The organism is Stenotrophomonas sp. YJH_SMC_25, assembly GCF_059369595.1.
Window position 1 is genome coordinate 1 of record NZ_JCAFSV010000021.1, and the last position, 26,825, is coordinate 26,825.

Sequence of the window (26,825 nt, forward strand, 5' to 3'; positions counted from 1 at the left end):
GCGGTTCAGGGAGAATCCGGCGTGGGGACCCAAGCTACTTCTCGGTCGCAAGACCTGGATCCACACGGTCGCCCACGCCGGGCTCTCGGCACCCAAGGTGCCAGATTGGCAAGAGATAAGATCCACGCCATGCGTGGATGAATCTCCATCGAAATCGAGTATCTCGACGATTGAACAAAAAGCAGCCGATGAACAAAGAGCAGCCGAGTATGGGCTCGGCTCTACAACGGACCGCGCGGGAAACTGTCAGAGGCTGGGCGGTGCCGGAGTGCGGGGTGTCAGCCGCATGGATGCGGCTGCCAAGCCTCCATGGACGGATTTACGGCGTCCCCGCACTCCGGCACCGCCCAGCCAACCCACGGAACGCACGCTGTTGCTGTTGCGTCTGATGTTGCCGGCCAGCGGCCGGCACTACCGCGGGTGCAGGGCGCAGCCCTGCCGATACCCCTACCGCACCGGGACGTCGTACGCGGTGCCGGGATCCGGTTCGGGCTGCAGGGTGTAGTGCCACCACTCCTGCGGATAGTTGACGAAGCCGTGGCGTGCCATCGCCTGCACCAGCTGCTGGCGGTTCGCCTGCTGCACAGTGCTCAGCCCGCTCGTCCGGGTATGCGCGCGCGGGCCAAAGAAATCGAAGTCGGTGCCCATGTCCAGCGGCGTGCAGGCGCCAGTGCGGCAATCCAGCAGGCCAAGATCAACCGTGGCGCCACGACTATGGCCAGAGCGCTCGGCGATGTAGCCGTCGGCCAGCAGCCGTGGCTTGTCCAGGTCCGGGTACTGCTGTGCCTTGCGCGAGAGTTCGCGCGGATCGTTCACCCAGGCCATGAAGGCCTGCACCGAGCGCACCGGCCGGTAGCAGTCGTAGAGGCGCAAGCCAAAGCCCTGCGCGCGAAGATCCTGTTCTACCTGCGCCAGCGCTTTCGCCACGGGCGCCAGCAGGTAGCAGGACGGCGCCTCATAGCCGGGCACGCGCGCGCCGGTGAAGTTGTTGGCATTGGCGTATCGGATGTCCATGTCGATGCCTGGCGACAACGTGCGGATCTCCACCAATCCGGCGCTGGCCGCATCAGTGGCCGGCGAAACGCGCGGTGGCTCAGCGGCGTTGGCGGTCGCCGCCAGGGCAGTCGCCAGTACGAGTGAAATGCAGGTCCTGGAAGTCATAGCTGAAGTCGATGTCAGGATCGATGGCGCGCAGGTCCAGTGTCGGCGCCGGGCCCTGGCCCGGCTGCAGCCACGCCTGCGCCTCGTCACCCAGCGTATCCCAGCGCAGCAGCCAGCGCCCCTGCAGTTGCAGCACGGCCGCTTGCAGCCTGGGCGACTTGTCCACGCTGAAGCGCAGGCCATCCTTGCCCGGGCACAGCGAAGCCGGGCCCAGCCAAGGGTCGGAGTAGCGGCCCTGCCAATGCGGCAGGTCATTGCCGCGTGCCGGCTGTGCGGCGGTGGTTGCTGGCCGTTGATGGCCAGATGCTGCCTGCGCTGCCCGGTCAGCCTTCAGTTCGGCCAGGTACTCCATCGCAGGGCGCGCATCGTCTGGTGCGGTGAAGCGCTTCAGAGTGGCCTGCATCAGCGCCGTGCGTGCATCCTCGCCTTCGCCGTTGATCAGCATCACCACGCCGACCCTGCGGTCAGGAAGCAATGCCAGCGACGAGTACATGCCCGACAACGTGCCGGTATGCGCCACCTTCCACTGCCCGTCCATGTCCGACACCCGCCAGCCATATCCATAACCGTAGAAATGCGCGTTGTCCCAGCGCCTCTGGCGTTCACCCAACGGCATCGGCATGTGCAGGGTCCACAGCGTGCGCCGCTGCTCGCTGCCCAGCCAGTCCGGCACCAGCGCGGGATCGAGCAGCACCTGCATCCAGCGTGTCATGTCGCGCAGCGAACAACGGATGCCTCCCGCCGCCATCGAGGGCAGGTCCGGGCTGATCGCAGCATCGGCGTTCACCACCTCGTTGCGTTCACCACGCCAGGCATGCGGCTGTGCCACGTTGCCCACGCGTTTCACCGACCACGCACCCACCTGGCAGCGCGTCATGCCCAGTGGTTCGAACACCTGCTCGCGCATCAGCTGGTCATACGGCTTGCCACCCGCTGCCGCCGCCACTTCGCCGGCCACCACATACATCAGGTTGTCGTAGGCATAGTGGCTGCGGAAGCTGCTGACCGGCTTGAGATGCGCCAAGCCGGCGATGATGTCGGCGCGGGTGAACGCGTTCGGCTCCGGCCACAGCATCAGGTCACCGGCGCCCAGGCCAAGGCCACTGTTGTGGATCAGCAGGTCGCGCACCTGCATCTGCTCGCCCACCCACGCATCGTGCATGCGGAAGCCCGGCAGATGCCGCTGCACCGGATCATCCCAGCGCAGCGTGCCCTGCTGCACCAACCTCGCCAGCAGCGCAGCGGTCATCGCCTTGCTGTTGGAGGCGATCTTGAACAGCGTGTCCTCGTTGATGCGGCCGCCATCGCCGCGCGCCCCCTCTGCATGGCGATGGACCACCTGTCCATCCTCGACCACCGCCAACGCCAGCCCGGGCAGATGCTCGGCCCGGACCACGGTCGCGATGTCGGCCTCGATGGCTGCACTGTCGACCGACGAAGCGGACGCTGCGGCCAGTGCCGCCGCGAGGATCAGCAGGTGGTGCATGCGGGCAGCCCCTCCATTGCCCGCGCCGTCACGGTGGACGGCGCGGATCGTGGCCTCAGAAGTTCCAGGTCACCACCAGCTGGGTGTAGCGCGGTGCCTGCCAGCGCGTACCGGTAGCGAACGTCGCCTCGCGATACTGGCCGGGCTGCGCCTCGTAGCGCTGGTGCACGTTGATGGTCTTCTGGTTGTTGAACAGGTTGTACACCGACAACCGGGCGCTGAGGTCGATGCCCTCCACCGGCAGGCGCCAGGTCACGTTGGCGCCCATGGTCCAGGTCCACGGCAGGCGACCAAACGCGCCGCGCGGGCTGTACTCGAACTGGCGCTGGTTGTACGGGCCCGAACAGTTGGCCACGCACAGCCAACCGGTGCCACCACCACTGCCTTCACTGGACGTGCTGCCACCGGCGATGGAGTCGTTCGGCCACATCACGCCGTAGGCGGTGATCGGGCCACCGGACTGCACCTGCAGCGTGGTGCCGAACGACCACTGCTTGTTCAGCGCATACGCGGCACGCAGCTTGAACTGATGGCGGAAGTCGTTGAACAGAACACCATAGCGTTCATTGGTGGCCGGGTGGTCCCAGAACTGCACCATGCCGGTGTCGCCGTAGTTGGTATCGGAGTTCACCGGGCCTTCGAAGTTGCCCTCGCTCTTGGACCACAGATAGGACGCGTTGAACATCCACTTCTCGTCCCACGCACGGTCGATCTGGAACTCCAGCGCCTTGTAGGTGCGCTTGGGCTTGGAGTAACCGATCACCTCGCCACTGCCGCCCTTTCGATAGCCGCTGTTGGCGGTGTCGATGGTGATCCAGCCTTCGTTGGCGCAACCGATGCTCTTGTCGCCCCAGATCGTCAGGCTCTCGCCCGGGTTGGCGATCGGCCACAGCGTGCTGGGGGTCGGGCCGCACGGGGTGTAGTTGATGCGGATGTCATCCAGCGCGCGGGTCATGCGCCGGTAGGTGGCATTGACGCCCCACGACCAGGCCTGGTTGATCATGTTCTGGAAGCCCAGGATGTATTCGTCCTGGTAGACCGCCTTCAGGTCGCGGTCCACGCTCTGGCGCAGGTCGGCACCGCCGGTGTTCATGCGGGTGTCGGTCAGCCCGATCTGCTGGCCGACGATCGGTGCCATGTACGGCGAACCGGTCGGCGAGGTTTTCTGCTCCCAGCCGTTCAGCACGTAATAGCTGTATTCGTCGGTCAGGCCACCGGCGAAGTTCACGTTGATGTTGTTGGTGACCGGCAGGTAGTAACGGCCGGCGTTGCCGAACAGCTTGGTGCTGCCATCACCGCGCATGTCCCACGAGAAGCCGACGCGTGGCGCGATCAGGTCGTCCATCTTGATGAACGCCTTGCCGGCGGCGGTGCGGTTCTCGAAGCGGTCCCAGCGCACGCCGAGGTTCAGCATCAGGTTCGGGGTGATGTTCCAGATGTCCTCCAGATAGAAGGCATTGGCCTCGGTCTCGAAGGTGCCGCCGGAGCGGCGGTTGCGAGCGCGCAGCATCTCGGTGACGCCAGCCGGTACGTAGGCGTTTGCGCCATCCCACACTTCATCGCCGGGGCGCGCCACGTAGGCGGTGTAGCTCAGCTCGGTCGGCCCTGGATAACGGGTGGACTGCTTGGTGGTCATCAGTTCGCGGTCGACACCGAAGCGCAGCAGGTGATCACCGAGCTGCCATTCGAAATCCAGGCGCGCGACATCGCGGGTGTCATCGCGCTCGGCCACCGCCGCGCCGGTCGGGTGGCAGCCCGCGCGCAGCCCCTGCAGCTTGCCCAGCCGCGGGCCGTAGGTGCTGTCGGTGAACACCGGGCTACAGGCCTGGTCCAGCGACGAGTTGGTGAAGGCACGCTGCTTGTTCTGGCCGACCATGGCGCGCGCGGTGAAACTCTGGCCGAAGTGGCCGGTGTAGGTGGCCGACCAGTTGCGGCCGCCGGTCTCGGTGACCGAGTCGCCGCCCCAGGAACCGATCCGGTCCGCATTCCAGTTGTAGCCGTACGACGCATTGGTGACATCGCCCTCGTCGGAGAACGCCAGCAGCGCCAGGCTGTGGTTGTCGTTGATGTTCCAGTCCAGCTTGGTGCCCCAGAAGCCGTTGCCGGAGTCGTTCTTGAACCAGGTACTGCCATCGGACGAGGTGTTGTGGCCCTTGTCGCTGCGGTCCTCGTACATCGCGAACAGGAACAGCTTGTCCTTGACGATCGGCCCCGAGCCCCAGACGTTGGTCTTCAGGAAGGAGTTGTTGTCGCGGCTTCCGTAGGAATGCGGGGTGCCGTCGCGGTGGAAATGATCGCCGCCACTGGCGCGCCACGCACTGGGCTCGGCGGTGACTTCAACGCCGCCTTCGAACTCGTTGCTGCCCGAACGGGTCACTGCATTGATCACGCCACCGGTGGAGCGGCCGAACTCGACCGAGTAGCCACCGGTCTTGACCTGGAATTCCTTGAAGAAGGCGAACGGCGCGGTGCTGAAGCCACGACGGGTATACATGTCGGTGACATTCAGGCCGTTGATGAAGACCGCATTCTCGGCCACCGATGAACCCGCGAACGACAGGCCTCCGAATGACGAGTTGCCGCCGACCACGCCCGGCGCCATCAGCGCGACCGCGGACAGGTCCTGCGCCACCGGCAGCCGCGAGATCTCCTGGCGGTTGATGTTGAACGAGGTTTCGGTGGAGTACACATCCACGCGGTTGACCACGCGGGTGCCAACCACCTGCAGTGCATCCAGGTTGGTGACACCGCCGCCGCTGCCCAGGTTGACCGTGGTGGTGCCGCCGACGGCAACGCTCACCGATACCTGGTCGCCCAGCTTCTGGCCATCGCGGCTGAGCTGCAGCTGGTAGTCACCCACCGGCAGCTGGCCGAGGCGGTAGCTGCCATCGGCGCCTACGGTGACGGTACGGGTCAGGCCGGTGCTGCTGCTGACCACGGTCACCTGGTCACCAGCGGTTGCACGGCCGGCGACTGCACCGCTCACGTTCTGTGCCATCGCGATACCGGGCAGCACTACGCCCAGACACGCCCCGAGGGCGACGCACAACGCCGCCCGCTTGATGCTGTAAGCCTTCATCCCCTGCTCTCTCCTGCAAGAATTGAATGGTGTGGAATGCGATGTGTCGCGCTAGCGTTGCCTGGCTGGCAGTACCCGCCACTGGAAGTCGTAGCTCCATTGGTCGAAGTACAGGTTGCCGCCTGCCCACTCGGCCTCGCCGCGCTGCGAGTCGACCGTTTCCGAGCGGAAGTGCTGCTTGGCCGGCACGAAGGGCTGGCCGAAATCGTCGTTGAAAGCAATGCGGTAGCCGTCGAGGCCACCCAGATAGAAATCGCGCAGTGCAGGCACATCGCTGGCAAGCGCGCCGGTGGTCACGTCCATCGGCAGCCAGCCGTATGGCGCCAGGTAAACCTGTCCCCAGTCATGCAGGTTGTTGTAGCCGCTGCCATCGTCGGAGAACACCATGCCCGACTGCCAGCGTGCAGGAATGCCGTTCATGCGCAGCAGCGCAATCAGCAGCAGGGTCTGCTGGCCACAGTCGGCATGGCCGGCGCGCAGCCCGTAATCGCTGATGTTGCTGAGCGTCGAGTATTCGCGCGCACCGGCCCATGGAATGCGGTCCACGGCAGCAAACAGCTTGCGCACCACTTCATAGGGGCGCGTCTCGCCCTGCAGCACCTGGTCGGAGAACAGCTTCAGCGCCGGGGTGAAGCGCACATGTGGCAGCTGCTCGGCCAGATAGGGCTTCAATGCGGGATCATTCGGGGTGGCCTGCACCTTCGCGGGATCGATCGCGGTGTGTCGCGCGAAGACCGTTACCGCATAGCGGATCTCGAACCGGGTCGGCTTGCCGGCTACGGCTTTGGCTTCCAGATAGGCGGTGCGCTGCAGGGTACTGGCCGGTGCCACCCGTGCCTTGGCCGGGGCGCTGCCCAGCCACTGCACCTGTTCCTGCTGGCCCGGGATCTCGCGCGGGTATGGAATCCAGGCGCGTACGGTTTCACCCGCCGGGACGGCATCGGCTTTCACCGTGAGCGACTGGGTGAACTCAATGCGCTGCGGCAATACGGACGCCTGGCCACTCTGTTCGGCTGCGGCAAGCACGCGCGCGTGGTGCGCGTTGAGCACTTCGTTCGGGCCCGGCGCCGGCATCGGTGCATCCGCGCGGCGGCGTGCGCGTGCTTCGTCACTGAGCAGGAACAGGTTCGACGGCGCGCGCTTGAAATACCGACGCGTACCATCGATATCGAGATGCTCGATCAGGCCGAGTTGATCCCAGCGCGCGAACTCCTCGTCGGTCAGGTCGGGAATCCAGCGGCGCACGGCCGCCTTGGCGGCGGTTTCGTCGAGGGAAAAATCCTGGCGGATGCGGCGCATGCGCTCACGCTGGAACGCGCCTTCGGCAGCATCGCTCCCGGTCGCCAGCAGCGCATCGGCGTCGCTGAAGCGGCCGCTGTCGATCAGGTCGATCACCTGCGTTTCGCGCGCACGCTGCTGGCTGCTGCGCCCGTCTGCCGCCTGCGTGGCCGACGCCCACAGCAGCAGCGCGGCACACAGGCCGGCAGCAGCAGGCAGACGCGGTTTGCGAACGGCAGGATCCACAGCGACACTTCCCCAGCGCGGGTGGTAACGGCTGTGTAACACGGGCCGGGATGCCGGTCAATAATTTATTCTTGCTTTCGATGCCAAAAGGAATAAATATTCCAACAGGCATTCGAGGAGGGTGTGCACCGCATGAGCCTGGCTTCCCGCGAACCGCACCGGCGTTGGCCGCGCCGGTTGACCCTGGCCCTGTGCCTGCTGGCCGCACCAGCCTTTGCACAGGCGGCACCACCGCCCGACCCGGGTGCGCCGCTGCCCTATGTGATCGGCCTGCACGAGGCCTACCTCACCCCGCAGTACTGGGCCGCGCGCCTGGACAACGCTGATGCGCCGATTCTGGATCGCGCGCAGATCGAGGCGCAGAACGCGCGGATGCGGGTGCAGGACAACCATATCCAGGACATCGCCACACTGCCCGCCCAGCTTGATGCGGCGACGGTGCGTGCCAGCATCAGCGCGCTGTCCAGCTGGCCCACGCGTGCACTGTTCAACGAGACGGGCCAGGCCATCGCTCCCGCGCTGCGCAGCGGCATCGAAGCCAACCTCGGCCTCGATGCGATTCCTGCCCAGGTGGCACCGGCCTATGGGCTGGTGGTGAAGCGCGCGGCACTGCGTACCTTCCCCACCCGCGAGCGCGTCTTCAGCACCGCCGGTGACACCGACATCGACCGCTTCCAGGAATCGGCGCTGTTCCCCGGCGACAAGGTCGCGGTGGTTCACCGCAGTGCCGACGGCCGCTGGCTGTTCGTGCACAGCGAGCGCTACAGCGCGTGGATCGAAGCCGACGCCATCGCCAGCGGCGACAAGGCCACGGTGCTCGGCTATGGCGCGAAGGGCCCGTACCGCATTGTCACCGGCGCCACCGCGCAGACCGCCTACACCCCGGAGGAACCGCGCGTATCGCGCCTGCAGCTGGACATGGGCGTACGCCTGCCGGTGCTGGCCGACTGGCCCGCTTCAGAACCCGTGAACGGCCAGCAGGCGCATGCCTCGTGGGTGGTGCAGTTGCCGGTGCGCGAGGCCGATGGGCGTCTGAAGCTCGTACCGGCGCTGCTGCCGCGCTCGCAGGACACCGCCGCCGACTACCTGCCACTGACCCCGCGTCTGCTGCTGCAGCAGGCCTTCAAGTTCCTGGGCGAACGCTACGGCTGGGGCCATGACTACGACACCCGTGACTGCAGCGGGTTCGTCTCCGAGATCTACCGCAGCTTCGGCGTGCTGCTGCCGCGCAATACCAGTGCACAGGCGGTCAGCCCGGCACTGGATCGCCTGCCGTTCACCGACAAGGTCGGCAAGGCCGCGCGCGACCGTGCGGTCACCGAACTACAGGTCGGCGACCTGGTCTACATCCCCGGCCACGTGATGATGGCCATTGGCCACGTCGACGGCCACACCTGGGTGATCCACGATACGGCGGGCGGCAGCTGGTTCGGTGCCGACGGCAGACGTGTGCAGGCCCATCTCAATGGTGTTTCGGTCACGCCGCTGGAGCCGATGATGGCCAGCGATACCGTCCGCTACATCGACCGCATCACCAACATCCAGCGCCTGCGGGCCAAGACTCCTGAATGAAGATCACCGCCATCGAACTGGGCATGCTGCGCGTGCCGCTGAAGACGCCGTTCAAGACTGCCCTGCGCACGGTGGAAACCGTGGAAGACGTGGTGGTGCTGATCCGCACCGACACCGGCAACACCGGTTACGGTGAGGCCCCGGCCACCGCGGTGATCACCGGCGATACGCACGGCTCGATCGTCGAAGCGATCCGCCACTTCATCGCCCCGCGCCTGATCGGCCAGGACGTGGTCAACCTCAACCATCTGTGCACGCTGGTGCAGACCGCGATGGAGCGCAACACCAGCGCCAAGGCAGCGGTGGAGATCGCGCTGTACGACCTGTGGGCGCAGCTGCACGGTGCGCCGCTGTACCAGATGCTCGGTGGCGGCGACCCGGTGATCACCACCGACATCACCATCAGCGTGGACTACATCGACAAGATGGTGGCCGATTCGCTGTCGGCGATCGAACGCGGCTTCGAGTCGCTGAAGATCAAGGTCGGCAAGGACATCGGCCTGGACATCGAACGGGTCAAGGCCATCCATGCCGCCGTGGAAGGCCGCGCCCTGCTGCGGCTGGATGCCAACCAGGGCTGGACCGCCAAGCAGGCGGTGCATGCGATGCGTACGCTGGAAGAGGCCGGCGTGGTGCTGGAGCTGCTGGAGCAACCGGTGAAGGCGGCTGACATCAGCGGCCTGAAGTACGTCACCGATCGCGTCAACACGCCGGTGATGGCCGATGAAAGCGTGTTCAGCCCGAGCCAGGTGATGGACCTGATCCAGCAGCGCGCGGCCGACATCATCAACATCAAGCTGATGAAGACCGGCGGCCTGTCGAATGCGATCCGCATCGCCGACATCGCCGGCATCTACGGCGTGCCGTGCATGATCGGCTGCATGATCGAATCGAGCATCAGCGTGGCCGCCGCCGTGCACCTGGCCGTGGCCAAGAGTGATGTGATCACCAAGGTTGACCTCGACGGTCCCTCGCTGGGCCAGTTCGACCCGGTCAGCGGCGGCGTGCATTTCAACGAATCGGAGATCAGCATCAGCGACGTGCCGGGGCTGGGCATCACCGAAGTACGCGGGCTGGAGATGCTGGGGTGATTTGCGCCTTGCGGCTGGCTTGGTCCTCAACTGATCCTGGGTCGCGCGTTACTTTTCTTTCCGCGGAAAGAAAAGTAACCAAAAGAAACGCTCCGCCGGCCGCGAGCCGACGTACTGCGCACGCCGGTACCCTGCGCTCCTCGGTCCGTCGAGGGACGGCGCGGAACTCGCTGCGCTCAAACACCCGCGCCTCTTCGCCCTCGCCGGACCTGCGGTGCTCGGCTCGCTTGAAGGCGGACTCAACGACAGCTCCGGGTAGATCCACGCCACGCGTGGATGCTCCTGCTTCTGCTCTACCTCGTATCCTCTTCGCGGCTGGCACGCGCGCGATCTGTCCGGGGTCGGGCGGGCGGGGCTTGCGGGGGTGTCCGCCGCATGGATGCGGCGGCCAAGCCTACACGGACGTACTTGCGGCGTCCCCCGCAAACCCCGTCCGCCCGAGCCACCACATAATCTGCCCTATGCTGCCAACCGCAACGCGCCTATCCATGTCCGGACACCCCGCATGCCGCCCCTGCTGAAGATCCGTTCCGAGCGCGGGCAGATGTCGGCCATCGAGCGCCGCATCGCCGACTTCATCCTCGACAACGCCCACCTGCTGCGCGACTACTCGTCCCAGCAGCTGGCCAGCGCGCTGGGCATCAGCCAGTCCAGCGTGGTGAAGTTCAGCCAGAAGCTCGGCTTCAAGGGCTACCCGGACCTGAAGTACTCCATCGGCCAGGATGTCGCCCGTGCTGGCGCCGATCCGCAGCAGGCCCCCAGCGAACCCGACAGCGGCGACGACTACCTGCGCCTGGGCGACACCCTGCGCCGCAGCAAGGCACAGGCCGAAGAGGAAACCCGCCAGGCCAACCCGCGCGAGGAGATCGAGCGCATCGTGCAGCTGCTCGACGGCGCGCCGAAGCTGTTCGTGTACGGCCTGGGCGACGACGGCCTGTTCGCGCGCGAGTTCGCCATGCGGCTGTCGCTGCTCGGCCTGCTGGTGGTGCCGCATACCGACCCGATCCTGATGCTGGCCAACCTGTCGGCCGCGCGCCCCGGTGATGCGCTGCTGGTGTTCTCCGAATTCGGCAACCTGCCTCAGCTTTCGCAGCTGTCGCGCCAGTTCCAGGACATGGGTGGCAAGGTGATTTCCATCACCCGCCATACCGCCAACCCGCTGCGCGCGCATGCTGACGCAGCGCTGGTGGTGTGTGCGCACGAACGCACGCCGCAGGTCGCGCAGCTGCTGTACCGTAGCGCCATGCACGCCCTGCTCGATTTCCTGTTCGTGCTGCTCTGCCACACCAATCCGGACCGCCAGCAGCAGCTGGCGGTGAACCTGGAGCGGATCGACCACCTGCTGGATTCCTGACCGGAGCACCTGTTGATGAAATCGCTGGTCCGTCTCGCTACCGCTGCACTGCTGCTTGCCGCGGCGGTATCCGTCCACGCTGCGCCGCTGCAGGGTGCGCGCCAGCTGATCGTGGTCACCAGCGAAAGCTGGGACAGCACACAGGGCCAGCTGCAGGCCTATGTGCGTGATGGCAAGGGCTGGCATGCACATGGAGAGGCGTTCCCGGTGGCACTGGGCCGCACCGGCAGCGCCTGGGGCCTGGGCCTGCACCCGGCGCAGGCCGATGGCCCGCAGAAGCAGGAAGGCGATGGCCGCAGCCCGGCAGGCGTGTTCGCGCTCGGCAGCGCGTTCGGCTATGCCGTCACCCGCCCCGGCACCGCCATGCCGTACCAGCCGATGCTCGACAGCAGCTACTGCATGGATGTGCCGGCGTCGCCGTTCTACAACCGCATCGTCGACGCGAAGAAGGTCGGCAAGGCAGCTGTGGAAGGCTCCACCGAGCCGATGCGTCTGGATCTGCACAACAGGGGCGACGTGCGTTACCAGGAAGGCTTCGTGATCGCCCACAACCCGGACAACCAGCCCGGCAAGGGCAGCTGCATCTTCGCCCATCTGTGGCGCCAACCCGGTGAGGCCACGGCCGGCTGCACCGCTATGCCGCACGCCCGCATGCAGGCCCTGCTGGACTGGTTGCGGCCGCAGGATGCGCCGCGCTTCGTGCTGCTGCCGCGCGCCGAGTACACGCGCCTGCAGGCCCAGTGGCAACTGCCCGCACTGCGTGGAGACGCCCGTTGAGCGCGCAGGACGAACCGCAGCTGCAGCGCGCGGTCAGCCGCTGGCAGATCGTCGGCTTGTCGATCAACGATGTGATCGGCAGCGGCATCTACCTGCTGCCGGCCGCCACCGTCGCCCTGCTCGGCCCCTTCAGCCTGTGGGGCGTGGTCGCCGCCGGCATCGTGGTCGCCCTGCTGGTGCTGTGCTACGCGCAGGCCGCCAGCTACTTCGATGAGCCCGGTGGCAGCTACCTGTATGCACGCGAGGCGTTCGGGCGCTTCGCCGGGTTCGAGATCGGCTGGATGATCTGGCTGACCCGCATCAGCTCGGCGGCCGCACTCAGCAACGCGCTGGCCGATGCGGTCGCGCGCTTCTGGCCGTGGGCCGGTGCCGGCATGGGGCGCATCGCGGTGATCGTGGTGTCGCTGGGCTTCCTCACCGGCGTCAACATCATCGGCGTGCGCTCGGCCGCGCGCACCGGCGTGGTGCTGGTGATCGGCAAGATGTTGCCGCTGCTGCTGTTCGTGGCCATCGGTGCGTTCTATATCGACCCGCAGCTGGCCTTCTCCGGCCAGCGCCCCGACCCGCACGACCTGCAGCGCATGGGCGAGGCCGCGTTGCTGCTGCTGTACGCCTACGCCGGCTTCGAGAACATCCCGGCCGCCGCCGGCGAGTACCGTAATCCGCGTCGCGATATTCCGTTCGCGCTGATCACCATGATCATCACCGTCACCGTCATCTACGGCGCGGTGCAGGTGGTGGCACAGGGCACGTTGGCCGGCCTGGCCAGCTCGGCCACGCCGCTGGCCGATGCCGCTGCCGGCTTCGGCGGCGAAGCACTGGCGCTGATCCTCACCGTAGGCGCGACCATCTCCATCCTCGGCACCAACAGCAACACGATGATGATGGGCCCACGCTTCCTGTTCGCATTGGCCCGCGATGGCTATGGGCCGAAGATCCTGGCGCAGGTGCATCCGCGCTTCCACACGCCAGCCGCGTCGATCCTGTGCCAGGGTTTGATCGCGCTGGGCCTGGCCCTGTCCGGTTCGTTCGTGCAGCTGGCCCTGCTGTCGATGACCACGCGCCTGTTCGCCTACATCGGAACGGCCGCTGCGGTACTGGTGCTGGCCAAGCGCTATGCGGACCGGCCGGGCGCACTGAAACTGCCGGGTGGCCCGCTGATTCCGGTACTCGCGCTGCTGCTGTGCCTGGCGCTGTTCGCCAGTGCCAGCTGGCAGAACATCGCTGCTGCGCTGGTGGCGTTCGCCATCGGTGCGGTGATCTACAAGCTGCCGCGAAAAGATGCCGACGCCGGATGACCGTTAGCGCCGGGCCATGCCCGGCGGATTGATCTGGTGATCACGCTGCCGGACCGGGCCGTTAACCGCCACGCAGGCAGGATCAGGCTTCGTCCACAACGGAGCCTTCCATGACCGAGTACCAGATCCCCGGCCGCGTACCGGACGACAGCACGCCGCGCGATGCGGTCAGCAACTACTGGCGCGAACGCTACACCGCCGAACCGTACTACGACGACCAGCTGTTCTTCGAGGACTATGAACCGGCTTACCGCATCGGCCATGCCGCCCGTGCGCAGGACATGATCCGCGCCTACGAACAGGTCGAAGCTGAACTGGAGTCGCGCTGGGCCAGCGAGCGTGGCCGCAGCCGGCTGGAATGGGCGCAGGCACGCAATGCCGTGCGCCGTGGCTGGGAGGACGCGCAGCAGGCGGATCCGTTGTTGAAGCGATAGCGCCACGCTTTTGTCGCGCCGAGCCTACGCTCGGCTCGACTCCACAAACGCCGCAGGACAGCCGAGCATGGGCCCGGCTCTACACATTCACTCCTGTTCCGGCAGCGGCGGCACGACCGCGCTACGCTTGCTCTCACCGCCACCGGCGGCGATCAGGTCGCGGGTGTTCTTCTGCACCGCCACCGCGCCGAACAGCGACAGTGCATACGCCATGCCGTAGAAGCCCTTCTCGCTCGGTGCCAGCGTGGCATTCCACAGGCCAACCAGCAGCAGCATCAACGCCGACAGCAGTGCGAACCAGCACAGCGCGTAGTACAGGCCACTCACCGGAATGCCCTCGACGCGGTCACGCACGCTCTTCTGCAGCGACACCGCCGCGAACAGGCCGAACAGCAGCAGGGTCAGGTAGTAGCCCTTTTCGTTGAGCGCCATCGTGGCGTTGAACAGACCGATCAGGTAGGCCGCCGCACCCAGCAGCAGGGCCACCCATGAGGCGGCGATGAAGGCGGTGGAGGGCTTGTGGGGCATGGCAGTGTTCATTGCAGATCCTTGGCACGCAGACGGGCACGCTTTGCCCGGGCGTGCCCACCCTAGACGATCCCGCCGCGCTCGCACAGGGGTCGCAGGACCTTCGGGCCACGACGCTCACGACGCCAGTGGTATACAAGGGACAGCTGGTATACAAGGGACAGCCCGGCCATCCGCATCCCCGCCCTGGAGATACCCATGACCCGCACGCCCCTGCTGCTCGCCCTCGGCCTGGTGCCGATCCTTGCCACCTCCGCCTGCAATGCCGCCGACCCGGCCGCCAACGGCGCCCAGACCGCAGCGCCCGCAGCCTCCACCACTGCCGACCAGCGCCCGTTCACCGCCACCGAAATCAGCCGGTTCGACCAGCCGTGGGCGATGACCTTCCTGCCGGACGGCAGCCTGCTGGTCACTGAAAAGCGCGGCAAGCTGCAGCACCTGGACCTGGCCAGCGGCCAGAAGCACGAGATTACCGGCGTTCCGAAGGTTGCTTACGGCGGCCAGGGCGGCTTCGGTGACGTGATCCTGCACCCGCAATTCGCGAGCAACCACGTGATCTATCTCAGCTATGCCGAGGAAGGCACGCTGGACACCCGCGGCGCTGCCGTGGCCCGTGCCACGCTGGCGCTGGATGCCAACGGTGCCGGCCAGCTGAAGGACCTGAAGGTGATCTGGCGACAGAGCCCGAAGGTGAGTGGTGAAGGCCACTACGGCCATCGCCTTGCTTTCGGCCCGGACGGCAAGCTGTGGATCAGCTCCAGCGAGCGCCAGAAGTTCGATCCGGCGCAGGACATGGGCGGCAACCTCGGCAAGATCATCCGCCTCAACGATGATGGCAGCCTGCCCGCCGACAACCCATTCGCCTCGCAGGGCGGCGTGGCCGCGCAGGTGTGGTCACTGGGCCACCGCAACATCCTCGGCATGGCCTTCGATGCCAACGGCAAGCTGTGGGCACACGAGATGGGCCCGGCCGGCGGTGACGAACTGAACCTGATCGTGCGCGGCGCCAACTACGGCTACCCGATCGTTTCCAATGGTGACCATTACGACGGCCGGCCGATTCCCGACCACAGCACCCGCCCGGAATTCGCCGCGCCGAAGGTGACCTGGACGCCGGTGATCTCGCCGGCCGGCTTCGTGATCTACAGCGGCAACCTGTTCCCGCAGTGGAAGGGCAGCGGCTTCATCGGCGGCCTGTCCTCCACCTCGCTGGTGCGCGTGGCCTTCGACGGCGACAGCGCGCGCGAAGCCGAACGCTTCAACATGGGCGAGCGCATCCGCGAAGTGGAACAGGGCCCGGATGGCGCCCTGTGGCTGCTGGAAGACGGCAGCAAGGCGCGCCTGCTGAAGCTCACCCCGAGCACCTGAGGTAGTGCCGGCCGCTGGCCGGCACGTTTGTCCGCAACGGCCCCGCACGCGGGGCCGTCTGCGTTCATTGGATGGTGATGACCTTCACCTCGGTCTTCGTGCAGGCCTGGTCCAGGCACTGCCCGTTCAACCACACCTGGCCGCTGCCGATCATCACGCCCTGCTGGTTGACGAACACCTTGCCGAAATCCTGCTCGGACACCGCCTTGACCACCGCCGGGGTGATGATCTTCTCGTAGTTGCGCTGGAACTCACCGGGGCCGGTGATCTTCTTTCCGCCACCGACGTTCAATGGAAAGCGCACTTCCTCGACCACCGCAGCGCGATCGCCGCCAACCACGGCGGCCTTGAACGCATTGAAGACCTTCTCGAACTGCGCCGCATCGCCAAGCAGCGTTTCGATGCGTGCGCGTGCGTCTTCGGCGGGCGCTTCCGCTGCGGCCGCGGCCGGTGCCGAAGCAGCGGGTTCAGTGGCAGATGCCGCAGGCGTTGCCGGGGCGCTGGCCTCCATCGGCGGCGGTGCATCCGCCGCAGGCTCGGCCGGCGGTGCCGCCGGCTGCGAACAGGCGGCCAGCATCAGGGCGGGAATCAGACAAGCCATCCGGCGCATGCGCGCACTCCATCGAAACAGGGAGCCCGATGGTAGCGCCGCCGCGGTGAGGACAACAAAAAGGGGACGGAGGGGATTAAGTCGTCAGTGGCACAAACGACTTAATCCCCTCCGTCCCCTTTTTCTTCGATCAGGCCTTCAGCAGCTCGAACTGCACGGCTTCGCCGGCCGCCGAGGACGCGCAGACCCACAGGTCGAAGTGGCCCGGTTCGGCACGCAGCACGCCGTCGCGGCCGGTGAAGGCCAGCTGCTCGCGGGTGAGGGTGAACACCACGTCGGTCGACTCGCCTGGCTGCAGTGCCACCTTGCGGAAGTCCTTCAGTTCACGCACCGGACGCACGCGGCTGGCCACGCGGTCGTGGATGTACAGTTGCACCACTTCCTCGCCGGCCACGTCGCCGCTGTTGGTCAGCGTGGTGGTGATGGTCAGGGTGTCGTCCCAGCCGAGCCGCGCCGCACTCAGCTGCGGCACGCCGTAGGCGAAGGTGGTGTAGCCGATGCCGTGGCCGAACGGGTACAGCGGCTCGTTCGGGATCTCGCGCCAGCGAGCCTTGAACTCAGACATGGTCGGCAGTTCCGGGCGGCCGGTGCGCGGGTGGTTGTAGAAGTACGGCTGCTGGCCGGACACCTGCGGGAAGCTGACCGGCAGGCGGCCGGACGGGCTGTAGTCGCCGAACAGCACATCAGCCACGGCATGGCCGGTCTGCGTGCCCAGGTACCAGGTGACCGCCACCGCGTGCGCGTTGCGCACCGCGCCCTGCAGTGCCAGCGCACGGCCGTTGCGCAGCAGCACCACCAGCGGCTTGCCGGTCATCGCCACCGCCTCGGCCAGTGCCTGCTGTGCCGGCGGCAGGGTGATCTCCACGCGCGACTGCGCTTCACCGCTGTAGCGCTGCGGTTCGCCCAGCGCCAGCACCACCACGTCGGCGCGCAGCGCGGCCGCCACGGCGGCTTCGGTGCCGCCCGGAATGGCAGTTTCCAGTTCGCAGCCCGGCACGATCTCCAGCAGCGCTTCATCGCCGATGGCGGCGCGTACGCCGGTTTCCAGATCCACGTAACGCTGCTTGTCGCCGAACAGGGTCCAGCAGCCTTCAATGTTCTCGCGGTCCTGCACGAACGGGCCGATCAGCGCGATCTTCTGCCCGGTCTTCTGCAGCGGCAGCACGTTGTCGCGGTTGTTCAGCAGCACGATCGAACGGCGCGCGGCATCGCGCGACAGTTCGTCATGCGCGGCGAGGTACGAGGTATCGGCTTCGCGCGCCGGGTCCAGCGAACGGTACGGGTCGTCGAACAGGCCGATGGTTTCCTTCAGCCACAGGATGCGGCGCACGCCCTCATCCAGCACCGCCATCGGCACCTCGCCGCTCTCGACCAGGCCCGGCAGGTGCTCGGCGTAGAAGCCGCTCTGCATGCTCAGGTCCAGGCCGGCGGTGAACGCCTTGGCGGTGGCATCGCGGTCGTCGGCGGCATAGCCGTGCGCGACCAGTTCCATATCGGCGGTGTAGTCGGAGATCACCACGCCCGGGAACTTCCATTCACCGCGCAGGATGTCGGTCAGCAGTTCGGCGTTGGCACTGGCCGGCACGCCGTTGATGTCGTTGAACGAGGACATCACGGTGATCGCGCCGGCGTCGAAGGCGGCCTTGAACGGCGGCAGGTGCACATCGCGCAGGGTCTGCGGCGAGATGTCCACCATGTTGTATTCCATGCCGGCCATCACCGCGCCATAGGCGGCGAAGTGCTTCGGCGTGGCCAGCAGCGAATCGGCGGCGCGCAGGTCGCTGCCCTGGAAGCCGCGCACGCGGGCGGCGGCAAAGGCACAGCCCAGCACCACGTCCTCACCGGCACCTTCGGCGCCACGGCCCCAGCGCTGGTCGCGGGCGATGTCCACGGCCGGGGCATAGGTCCAGTGCAGGCCGGCAGCGGTGGCCTCGATGGCGGTGGCGCGCGCGGTGCGCTCGGCCAGCGCCGGCTCGAAGCTGGCGGCCTCACCCAGCGGAATCGGGAACACGGTGCGCATGCCGTGGATGACGTCGGCCGCCAGGATCACCGGGATGCCCAGGCGGCTCTCTTCGGTGGCGACCTGCTGGATCCGGCGGCCCAGTTCGGCGCCCACACCATTGAACAGCGAGCCGACCTTGCCCTCGCGCACCTGCTGCAGCACCTGGTCGGCATTGCGCACGTTGGCTTCCGGGTTCACGTCCGGGGCGAACGGGCGGACCATGTCCGCGAAGACACCCAGCTGGCCGACCTTTTCCTCGACGGTCATCTGGGCAATGAGGGATTCGATGCGATCGGAGGCCACCGGCAGTCCTTGATGAAAACGTTTACAAGCCCGGCATTCTAGCGATCCCGGACGATTTGGCGAGGGGTTTGTTCATTCAGTTTCAGCCACCAGCGGGGTCCGTATGGCCCCGCCGGGGGCACCGCAGCTTACTCCGAGCCGGCCAACTGGCGCTGCCCGGCCATCAACATGGCGTCGCTGGAGGCCTGGAACACCCGCAGGCCGAAGGCCGGCAGGATCGCCAGCAGGTGGTCGAAGATGTCGGACTGCACCGCCTCGTACTCACCCCAGGCGGTGCTGCGGGTGAAGCAGTACAGCTCCAGCGGCAGACCTTCGGTGGTTGGCTGCAGCTGACGTACCAGCAGGGTCATGTCGGTATGGATGCCCGGGTGGCTGCGCAGGTAGCGCTCCACATAGGCCCGGAAGGTACCCAGGTTGGTCACCCGGCGGCTGTTGACCTCGGCCACGCCCTGCTCGCGCAGGCGCCCGTTCCACTGCCCCAGCTCCTGCTCCTTGGCCTGCAGGTAGTCGCGCAGCAGCGCGAATTCACCGAGGAAGGCCAGGTCGCCCTCATCCAGGAAGCCGACGCTGTGCTGGTCCAGGTACAGCGCGCGCTTGATCCGGCGCCCACCCGCCTCCTGCATGCCGCGCCAGTTCTTGAACGACTCGGTCACCAGTTTCTTGGTCGGGATGGTGGTGATGGTCTTGTCGAAGTTCTGCACGGTGACGGTGTGCAGGGCGATGTCGATCACATCGCCATCGGCGTTCTGGCTGGGCATCTCGATCCAGTCACCGATGCGCACACGACCATCGCCACTGATCTGTACGCTGGCCACCAGCGACAGGATGGTGTCCTGGAAGATCAGCATCAGCACTGCGGTGGCGGCGCCGAGACCGGTGACCAGATAGCGGAGGTCGACGCCGGCCAGGGTGGCAATGATCGACAGGCCGGCGATCACGAAGATGACGATCTTGGCGACCTGCAGGTACCCCTTGATCGGCTTGTTGCGTGCCTCGGGGCGGCGCTCGTAGAGATCATTGGCCGCATCCAGCGCATGCGAGATGGCCAGCACCACGGTCAGGATCGCCCACGCCTGGCAGGCGCCGATGATGAAGCTCACCAGCCCCGGCGGCAGGTCCGGCACGATGCGGATGCCCGAGGCGATCACCTGGCTGGGCACCACATTGGACAGACGCGAGATCACCCGCATCAGGTGGCTGCCGCGGCCGGTATCAGCGCCCGGCAGGCGGCTGAGCAGGCGTCGCAGCCCGCGCAGCAGGATGCGCTTGGTCACCCAGTTGGCCAGGCCAGCGGCGATCAGCAGCGCCGAGATCATCAACGCCAGGTAGGCGCCAGGATAGGGTTCCAGTGTGTTCTGCAGCCGTTCCAGCCACTGTACCGCCACCACCGCGTCCACCATCGGTTGTCTCCTGTCTGTTTCGTTGTTGCCAAGGTTGCCGGCCAGCGGCCGGCACTACCGGGGTTGCTGGCCAATGGCCGGCGCGACCGGGTCAGTCCCGCGTGCGTTCGATGATCACGCCCACCGCGCGCGCGCCGCGCACCGCGCCCGGCTTGCTCAGCTTCAGGCGCAGCCACTTCACGTCGAATTCGTCCAGCACGATCTGCGCGCAACGCTCGGCCAGGGTCTCGACCAGGCCGAACTCCGACTCGCGCACGAACTGTTCCAGGCGCTTGCTCACCGCCTTGTAGTTCAGGGTGTGGGCGATGTCATCGGTGGCTGCGGGGCGACGGTTGTCGAAGCCCATTTCCAGGTCGAACACCAGGTCCTGGCGGATCCGCCGCTCCCAATCGTAGATGCCGATCAGGGCGTCGATCGTCAGCCCCTCGATGAAAACCTTGTCCATTGCGGTTACCAGCCGAATACAGACGGCCATGGTACCGGCACGGCGGTGAGCCTGCCCGGAACAGGCGGCGGGCCACCGGCGTGGGGCGGCCCGGAAAAAACAAAGGGCCCTGCTAGCGGGGCCCTTTGGTACCTATCAACGTCCCCGGGGGGAGCTGGAATCCAGCCGCGAGTCCCGGAGCACACGATGCAGATCGTGACGTTCATTTCCTCTACGGTCCAGAGTCAATCACGACATACTGGAGGATGCCCAAGGCGATACAGGAATTTTGCTGCCTGACACGGCGGCATTGCCCGATATCACGCCTGCGGCAACCAGCGCAGGCTAGTGATCCGCCATGTGGTCCCGTTTTGATGAGAGAGCAACGAATCCTGCAGGCAGCGCTGTCACGCCCACGGTGGGCGACGTACAAACGCATTGCATACCGGCACTGTTTGGACGCCGCCTCACTTTACGTATGGAACATGCAGATGTGCGGCGCGCTGCTATCTCCTCCGCACGTCTGTGAAATCGTAATCCGCAATGCAGTGGCCGCGGCGCTGGCGCATACCTTCGGGCCGCGCTGGCCCTGGCATCCCGCACTGCTGCAGCGGATGCCAGCAGATGGCGCGTTGTCGGCCTTGCAGGATATCCATAGACAGGCAGATCCTCGGATGGACACTCCGGAGATCATCGCCAGTCTTCGTTTCGCTTTCTGGCAGCAGCTTTTCACGCGGCGCTTCGAGGGAGCCATCTGGGCGCGGGGCTTGAAGATTGCGTTGCCGAACGCGCCACAGGATGCTCTCAGCGTGGTCCGCACGAACATCCATGCTGACCTCGACCGCATCCGCCACCTGCGCAACCGCATCGCCCATCACGAGCCCATCCTCGAGCGCGACATCGGCGCCGACCTGGCCGCGATCGGGCGGCTGATCCATGCCCGCTGCCCACACACGCTGGGCTGGCTGCAACGCCATGAGCGGGCGACGACGGTGTTGGCCGCGTCGCCGTTGGCAGTGCATTGGTAATGCGTCCGCCGGCCGTGGCCCGGCGCAACCGGTTCACACCGCCGGCAGGGTCGCCATGTCCCAGCGCGGGGTCACATCCACTTTCGGCGGGCTGTGCTGGCCGGCCTGCAGGCGCAGGGCGCCGGCGAAGGCGATCATCGCGCCGTTGTCGGTGCACAGCGCCGGCCGCGGGAAACAGGCGCGGCCGCCGAGGCGCTCGGCCATCTGCTGCAGGCGGGCGCGCAGGCGCTTGTTGGCGCCGACGCCACCGGCCACCACGATCACGTTGGTCCCCGCCGCGTCCAGCGCGCGCTCGCACTTGATCGACAGGGTCTCGACCACCGCATCTTCAAAGCCCCGGGCGATGTCGGCACGGGTCTGCTCGCTCTGGTCGCTGTCGCGCCAGGCCATCAGGACCTGGGTCTTCAGGCCGGAGAAGCTGAAATCCAGCCCCGGGCGGTCGGTCATCGGCCGCGCGAAGCGGTACGCGCCCGGCGTGCCCTGCTCGGCCAGCCTGGCCAGCTGCGGGCCGCCCGGGTACGGCAGCCCCATCAGCTTGGCGGTCTTGTCGAAGGCCTCGCCGGCCGCATCATCCAGGGTTTCGCCCAGCAGGCGGTACTGGCCAATCGCATCCACCGCCACCAGCTGGGTATGGCCACCGGACACCAGCAGTGCCACGAACGGCGCTTCCGGCGGGTCGTCTTCCATCAGCGGGGCCAGCAGGTGGCCTTCCATATGGTGTACGCCCACGGCTGGTACCTCCAGCGCCCAGGCCAGCGAACGCGCCACGCCCGCGCCCACCAGCAGCGCGCCGACCAGGCCGGGACCGGCCGTATAGGCCACGCCATCGATATCGTCTACCCCCAGACCGGCTTCGGCCAGGGTCTGGCGCACCAGCGGCAGAAGCTTGCGGACGTGGTCGCGGCTGGCCAGCTCTGGCACCACACCACCGTATTCGGCGTGCAGGGCGATCTGGCTGTAGACCGCATGGGCGCGCAGGGCCGCGCTGCCGGACAGGCCGGTGTCATACACCGCCACGCCGGTCTCATCACAGGAAGATTCGATGCCAAGGACTCGCATGCCTGCTATTATGACGCCCCTGCCGCCCCCTCGGGGGATGTGCAGATCTCACTGCTTTCGAACTTCCGGCCCGTATTCAGGGTTGGCCGCTTGCAGTTTGTCTATTCGCCGCTATAATGTGCGGCTCGCCGGGCGTGACCCGGTTCTACTGTGTCCCGGAGATTCCATGCCCAGCGTCAAAGTCCGCGAGAACGAGCCCTTCGAGTTTGCTCTTCGCCGCTTCAAGCGCACTTGCGAAAAGGCCGGTGTGCTGGCCGAAACCCGCAAGCGCGAGTTCTACGAAAAGCCGACCCAGGAGCGCAAGCGCAAGGCCGCCGCTGCTGTGAAGCGTCAGCTGCGCCGCTCGTCGCGCGACGTCACCAAGCGTCAGCGCCTGTACTGATCGGACGCATCTTCATTGCGGCGGGCCTGCCTGTCGCGATGGAGCCGAAGCCGGCACGCGCGAGCGTCGCCGGCTTTTTGCGTTTCCGGGTTCGGGCATCCGCCCCCGCCCCACCTACCACCACGAGGTTCCTCATGAGCATGAAGCAGCAGCTCACCGAAGACATGAAGGCCGCCATGAAGGCGGGCGAGAAGCACAAGCTGGGCGTGATCCGCCTGATCAATGCCGCCATCAAGCAGCGCGAAGTGGACGAGCGCATCGAACTGGACGACACCGCCGTGATCGCCGTGCTCGACAAGATGGTCAAGCAGCGCAAGGACTCGGTCAGCCAGTACGAAGCCGCCAACCGCGAAGACCTGGCCGAGATCGAGCGCGCCGAGATCGTGGTCATCGAAGCCTACCTGCCGGCCAAGATGGGCGAAGCCGAGATCGTGGCCGCCATCCAGGCCGCCATCGCCGAAACCGGCGCCTCCGGCCCGGCCGACATGGGCAAGCTGATGGGCGCACTGAAGCCCAAGCTCGCCGGCCAGGCCGACATGGGCCTGGTCTCCAAGCTGGTCAAGCAGCTGCTGGCGTAATCCAGCACTTGCGGTCGGATCCCTTCCGCGACGCGGAAGGGCTCTGACCCCATTGATGCACCCGCTTCACCGCACCTTCGTCGGTCGCCTGCTACAACCGCACACATGGTTGAACCCGAGCCCAACGTTCCCGTGTCACTGCACAAGTACATCAAGCGCCTGCAGGACAGCTTCCCGATGGCGGTGGCCAAGCGCTTCATCGACGTCGACGTGCTGACCCAGGCAGCTTCCGTCTCCTTCTACGCCCTGCTGTCGATGGCACCGTTGCTGGTGCTGCTGCTGTGGCTGACCGCCTCGCTGTACCCACCGGCCCAGCAGGCACTGATCGACCAGATCAGCTCGGTGGCCGGCAGCAGCGCGGCCACCGTGGCCGAAACCGTTCTGAAGAACGCCGACAACCAGCCGGATGTCGGCTCGCTGGCGGGTGTGTGGAGCACGCTGCTGCTGTTCGTCGGCGCCACCGCCGTGTTCGCCCAGCTGCAGAACGCACTGAACCTGATCTTCCGCACCAGCGGCGAGCGCCTGGAAGGCCTCAAGGCCTGGCTGCGCAAGCGCGTGTTCTCGTTCGGCGTGGTGCTGGCGCTGGGCTTCCTGCTGATCCTGTCGATGACCGCCACCACGGTGCTGCAGGTGGCCTTCGCGCAACTGCCCTCGATCCTGCCCGCGCTGGGGTACGTCACGAGCCTGCTGCTGTACGCAGTCGGCTTCGCCTTCATGTACCACTACCTGCCCGACCGTCGCGTGGCGTGGCGCCAGGCCTTCATCGGCGGCGTCATCACCTCGGCACTGTTCGCACTGGGCCGGTACGGCATCGGCGTCTACATCGCCACCGTGGCCCCCGGCAGTGCCTACGGCTCGATGGGCGCGCTGGTGATCTCGCTGGTCTGGATCTACTACGCCACCGTCGTGTTCTTCGTTGGCGCCCTGATGACGGCGGTGATCGATGAGCGCCTGCGCGCGCGTCATCACCTGGCCGCAGCCGGCATTGATCCGGCAACCGCCAGCCAGGTGCCCGACAGGGGGTAAACTAGGCCAACCGCCCCGGTTCCGTCGCGTGGTCCTGCACCGCGCCCTGCCCTGTTGCCCATGGCCCGTATCCCCGACGCTTTCATCGACGACCTGCTCGCCCGCACCGACATCGTCGAGGTGGTGGGCAGCCGCGTGCCTTTGAAGCGCCAGGGCAAGGAGTACGCCGCGCGCTGCCCGTTCCATGACGAGCGCTCCGCGTCGTTCACGGTCTCGCCCACCAAGCAGTTCTATCACTGCTTCGGCTGCGGCGCGCACGGCACCGCGATCAGCTTCCTGATGAACTACGACCGCCTCGAGTTCCTCGACGCGGTGGATGAGCTGGCCAAGCGCGCGGGCATGGAAGTACCGCGCAACGAGAACCCGCGCAGCCCCCAGCAGCAGGACGACAGCCGCGAGCTGTATTCGGCACTGGATGCCGCCGCCCGGTTCTTCCAGAAGAACCTGGAAGGCAGCGACAAGGCACGCAGTTACCTTGATGGGCGTGGCGTGGACGAAGAGAACCGCGCGCGCTTCCAGATCGGCTATGCGCCGGATGGGTACAGCGGCCTGCGCGATGCACTGGGCAAGGACGAGCGGCGCATGAAGCTGCTCGACCGCGCCGGCCTGTTCTCCAAGAACGATCGCGGCCATGTCTACGACAAGTTCCGCGACCGGGTGATGTTCCCGATCTTCGATCGTCGCGGCCGGGTGATCGCCTTCGGCGGCCGCGTGTTCGAGAAGGACGACGGCCCCAAGTACCTCAACTCGCCCGAAACCGCGCTGTTCCACAAGGGCCGCGAACTGTACGGCCTGTGGCAGGTGCGCCAGGCCAACCAGAAGATCGAGCGGTTGATCGTGGTCGAGGGCTACATGGACGTGGTCTCGCTGTTCCAGTTCGGTGTCACCCAGGCGGTGGCAACACTGGGTACCGCAACCACGCCGGACCATGCCGAGCTGCTGTTCCGCAACGCGCCGGACGTGTTCTTCTGCTTCGACGGCGACGCCGCCGGCCGCCGCGCCGGCTGGAAGGCGCTGGAGTCGGTGCTGCCGCGCATGAAGGATGGCCGCCAGGCCTTCTTCCTGTTCCTGCCCGATGGCGAGGACCCGGACACCATCGTGCGCAAGGAAGGCGCCGAGGCCTTCAACGAGCGCCTGAAGCAGGCCACGCCGCTGTCGCAGTTCTTCTTCGACGAACTGACCCGCGAGATCAACCTGGGCACGCTCGATGGCAAGGCACGCCTGGCCGAGCGCGCAAAGCCGATGCTGGCGCAGATTCCCGACGGTGCCTTCGGCGACCTGATGAAGCAGCAGCTGGCGCAGCTGACCGGGCTCGGCGGCAACGCCCAGGCTGCACGCACGCCGATGCCGCAACGCCAGCCTTCGCGCACGATCCAGCCGGTGGCCAGGCGCAGCCTGGTGCGCGGCGCGATCGCCGTGCTGCTGCAGCAACCCTCGCTGGCGCTGACCCTGGGCGGCAAGCATCACTTCCAGGGCCTGCGCCTGCCCGGTGTGGAACTGCTTCTGGAGCTGCTGGGGCTGGTCGAACAGCGCCCGGACATCAGCACCGGCGCCCTGCTGGAACACTTCGACGGCCGCGAGGAACAGGCCTCGCTGCATACATTGGCCGCACAGACGCTGCCCGGCACCGAAGCCAGCTGGACCCAGGAACTGCACGACGCAGTGGCCCAGCTGGAGAAACAGCTGCTGGTGCAACGTCTGGAGGAGTTGTTGGCAAAGCAGCGCCAGCAGGGTCTGGACGATACTGACAAATACGAACTGCGCGAGCTGCTGAAGGCCCGCGCCGGGCTGCGCCTGTAGCAGCAGAACGTTTCACGGAGAGAGGACCATGCTGCTGCGCCTGACCTGCCTGCTGTTGTTGTCACTCTGCCTGTCACTGACGGCCCTGGCCGAAGACACGCCCCTCAACGAAGTCCGCTCTGGCCTGTATGCCGGCGGCCAGCCCAGCGCCGCACAGCTGCAGGCCCTGGCCGCGCAGGGCGTGCGCACGGTGATCGACCTGCGCCAGCCTGGCGAGGACCGGGGCTTCGATGAAATCCACGCGGCCGAATCGCTGGGCCTGCGCTATGTGCGCATTCCGGTGGCCGGCGCCGAGGGCCTGGACGCGGCCAATGTGCGCGCCGTGCACCAGGCCCTGCAGCAGAGCCAGGGGCCGGTGCTGCTGCACTGCGCCTCCGGCAACCGCGCCGGTGCCGTGCTCGGCCTGGTCAATGCCCGCTATGAGCATGCCAGCCCGGAGCAGGCGCTTCAGCTCGGCCAGCGCGCCGGCCTGAAGTCGCTGGAAGCCGCCACCCGCCAGCGCCTGGCCACACCGGTCACCTCGCCCTGAACCACCCTCCGC

The 26,825-nt window shown here is 66.8% G+C and carries 23 protein-coding genes; 13 read left to right on the forward strand and 10 right to left on the reverse strand.

Annotated elements, in window-relative coordinates; all coding sequences use genetic code 11:
- Positions 1–447: 447 nt before the first annotated feature.
- From AC5P7E_RS19705 to AC5P7E_RS19720, 4 genes are read right to left on the reverse strand one after another with little or no spacing between them, the layout of a single operon-like run.
- On the reverse strand, positions 448–1,161 hold the full coding sequence (locus tag AC5P7E_RS19705; protein ID WP_049440784.1) for a M15 family metallopeptidase: 714 nt from the start codon (positions 1,159–1,161) through the stop codon (positions 448–450).
- Positions 1,094–2,647, reverse strand: a complete 1,554-nt coding sequence (locus AC5P7E_RS19710) for a serine hydrolase domain-containing protein (protein WP_114619155.1) — start codon at positions 2,645–2,647, stop codon at positions 1,094–1,096. Before AC5P7E_RS19710 ends, AC5P7E_RS19705 begins: the two co-directional genes overlap by 68 nt.
- A gap of 55 nt (positions 2,648–2,702) precedes the next feature.
- On the reverse strand, positions 2,703–5,726 hold the full coding sequence (locus AC5P7E_RS19715) for a TonB-dependent receptor (RefSeq protein WP_114619154.1): 3,024 nt from the start codon (positions 5,724–5,726) through the stop codon (positions 2,703–2,705).
- 51 nt (positions 5,727–5,777) lie between these two features.
- Positions 5,778–7,250: a transglutaminase-like domain-containing protein gene (locus tag AC5P7E_RS19720; protein ID WP_099524496.1), complete on the reverse strand. Its 1,473-nt coding sequence runs from the start codon at positions 7,248–7,250 to the stop codon at positions 5,778–5,780.
- Between the two features lie 132 nt (positions 7,251–7,382).
- Between AC5P7E_RS19720 and AC5P7E_RS19725 the strand changes: the two genes are divergently transcribed.
- The 6 genes from AC5P7E_RS19725 (at position 7,383) to AC5P7E_RS19750 (ending at position 13,776) form a co-directional block, all read left to right on the forward strand.
- Complete coding sequence (locus AC5P7E_RS19725; RefSeq protein WP_005407818.1) at positions 7,383–8,822, forward strand: C40 family peptidase; 1,440 nt, start codon at positions 7,383–7,385, stop codon at positions 8,820–8,822.
- On the forward strand, positions 8,819–9,913 hold the full coding sequence (locus tag AC5P7E_RS19730) for a dipeptide epimerase (RefSeq protein ID WP_005407817.1): 1,095 nt from the start codon (positions 8,819–8,821) through the stop codon (positions 9,911–9,913). Before AC5P7E_RS19725 ends, AC5P7E_RS19730 begins: the two co-directional genes overlap by 4 nt.
- Before the next feature lie 505 nt (positions 9,914–10,418).
- Positions 10,419–11,267 carry a MurR/RpiR family transcriptional regulator gene (locus AC5P7E_RS19735; protein ID WP_049459316.1) on the forward strand — a complete coding sequence of 283 codons (849 nt, stop codon included), beginning with the start codon at positions 10,419–10,421 and terminating at the stop codon, positions 11,265–11,267.
- A 15-nt stretch (positions 11,268–11,282) separates the two neighbouring features.
- Positions 11,283–12,044, forward strand: a complete 762-nt coding sequence (locus tag AC5P7E_RS19740) for a L,D-transpeptidase family protein (protein ID WP_076739836.1) — start codon at positions 11,283–11,285, stop codon at positions 12,042–12,044.
- A complete protein-coding gene (locus AC5P7E_RS19745) occupies positions 12,041–13,342 on the forward strand; it encodes an APC family permease (RefSeq protein ID WP_005407814.1) in 1,302 nt (433 codons plus the stop codon). The genes AC5P7E_RS19740 and AC5P7E_RS19745 overlap by 4 nt, the downstream gene beginning before the upstream one ends.
- Positions 13,343–13,452: 110 nt before the next feature.
- On the forward strand, positions 13,453–13,776 hold the full coding sequence (locus AC5P7E_RS19750; RefSeq protein ID WP_005412038.1) for a hypothetical protein: 324 nt from the start codon (positions 13,453–13,455) through the stop codon (positions 13,774–13,776).
- Positions 13,777–13,863: 87 nt separating this feature from the next.
- Here AC5P7E_RS19750 and yiaA read toward each other — a convergent pair whose 3' ends face one another.
- Positions 13,864–14,316 (reverse strand): inner membrane protein YiaA, encoded by a 453-nt coding sequence (gene yiaA, locus AC5P7E_RS19755; RefSeq protein ID WP_005407812.1) that lies wholly within the window; start codon positions 14,314–14,316, stop codon positions 13,864–13,866.
- Positions 14,317–14,502: 186 nt separating this feature from the next.
- Between yiaA and AC5P7E_RS19760 the strand changes: the two genes are divergently transcribed.
- Positions 14,503–15,672, forward strand: a complete 1,170-nt coding sequence (locus tag AC5P7E_RS19760; protein ID WP_043035504.1) for a PQQ-dependent sugar dehydrogenase — start codon at positions 14,503–14,505, stop codon at positions 15,670–15,672.
- A 64-nt stretch (positions 15,673–15,736) separates the two neighbouring features.
- Here AC5P7E_RS19760 and AC5P7E_RS19765 read toward each other — a convergent pair whose 3' ends face one another.
- From AC5P7E_RS19765 to folB, 4 genes are all read right to left on the reverse strand, one after another.
- Positions 15,737–16,282: a hypothetical protein gene (locus tag AC5P7E_RS19765; protein ID WP_062606927.1), complete on the reverse strand. Its 546-nt coding sequence runs from the start codon at positions 16,280–16,282 to the stop codon at positions 15,737–15,739.
- Positions 16,283–16,412: 130 nt separating this feature from the next.
- Positions 16,413–18,587, reverse strand: a complete 2,175-nt coding sequence (locus AC5P7E_RS19770; protein WP_114619153.1) for a glycoside hydrolase family 3 N-terminal domain-containing protein — start codon at positions 18,585–18,587, stop codon at positions 16,413–16,415.
- Positions 18,588–18,715: 128 nt separating this feature from the next.
- Positions 18,716–19,987, reverse strand: a complete 1,272-nt coding sequence (locus tag AC5P7E_RS19775; RefSeq protein ID WP_114619152.1) for a mechanosensitive ion channel family protein — start codon at positions 19,985–19,987, stop codon at positions 18,716–18,718.
- A 91-nt stretch (positions 19,988–20,078) separates the two neighbouring features.
- Positions 20,079–20,432 carry a dihydroneopterin aldolase gene (folB, locus tag AC5P7E_RS19780; RefSeq protein ID WP_005407807.1) on the reverse strand — a complete coding sequence of 118 codons (354 nt, stop codon included), beginning with the start codon at positions 20,430–20,432 and terminating at the stop codon, positions 20,079–20,081.
- A gap of 353 nt (positions 20,433–20,785) precedes the next feature.
- Between folB and AC5P7E_RS19785 the strand changes: the two genes are divergently transcribed.
- A complete protein-coding gene (locus tag AC5P7E_RS19785) occupies positions 20,786–21,439 on the forward strand; it encodes a hypothetical protein (protein WP_114619151.1) in 654 nt (217 codons plus the stop codon).
- A gap of 33 nt (positions 21,440–21,472) precedes the next feature.
- Here the strand turns inward: AC5P7E_RS19785 and tsaD are convergent, their stop codons facing one another.
- Positions 21,473–22,498, reverse strand: a complete 1,026-nt coding sequence (tsaD, locus tag AC5P7E_RS19790; protein ID WP_043035499.1) for a tRNA (adenosine(37)-N6)-threonylcarbamoyltransferase complex transferase subunit TsaD — start codon at positions 22,496–22,498, stop codon at positions 21,473–21,475.
- 166 nt (positions 22,499–22,664) lie between these two features.
- On the opposite strand from tsaD, the gene rpsU reads away from it, so the two are divergent.
- The 5 genes from rpsU (at position 22,665) to AC5P7E_RS19815 (ending at position 26,813) form a co-directional block, all read left to right on the forward strand.
- Entirely contained in the window at positions 22,665–22,880 is a 216-nt protein-coding gene (gene rpsU / locus AC5P7E_RS19795) for a 30S ribosomal protein S21 (protein ID WP_002808376.1), read from the forward strand.
- A 134-nt stretch (positions 22,881–23,014) separates the two neighbouring features.
- Positions 23,015–23,458 (forward strand): GatB/YqeY domain-containing protein, encoded by a 444-nt coding sequence (locus AC5P7E_RS19800; RefSeq protein WP_005412032.1) that lies wholly within the window; start codon positions 23,015–23,017, stop codon positions 23,456–23,458.
- A 105-nt stretch (positions 23,459–23,563) separates the two neighbouring features.
- Entirely contained in the window at positions 23,564–24,484 is a 921-nt protein-coding gene (locus tag AC5P7E_RS19805; protein WP_049396179.1) for a YihY/virulence factor BrkB family protein, read from the forward strand.
- Between the two features lie 60 nt (positions 24,485–24,544).
- Positions 24,545–26,284, forward strand: coding sequence for a DNA primase (gene dnaG / locus AC5P7E_RS19810; RefSeq protein WP_033833640.1), 1,740 nt, complete (start codon positions 24,545–24,547; stop codon positions 26,282–26,284).
- A gap of 28 nt (positions 26,285–26,312) precedes the next feature.
- Entirely contained in the window at positions 26,313–26,813 is a 501-nt protein-coding gene (locus AC5P7E_RS19815) for a protein tyrosine phosphatase family protein (protein ID WP_076739838.1), read from the forward strand.
- The last annotated feature ends 12 nt before the right edge of the window (positions 26,814–26,825 follow it).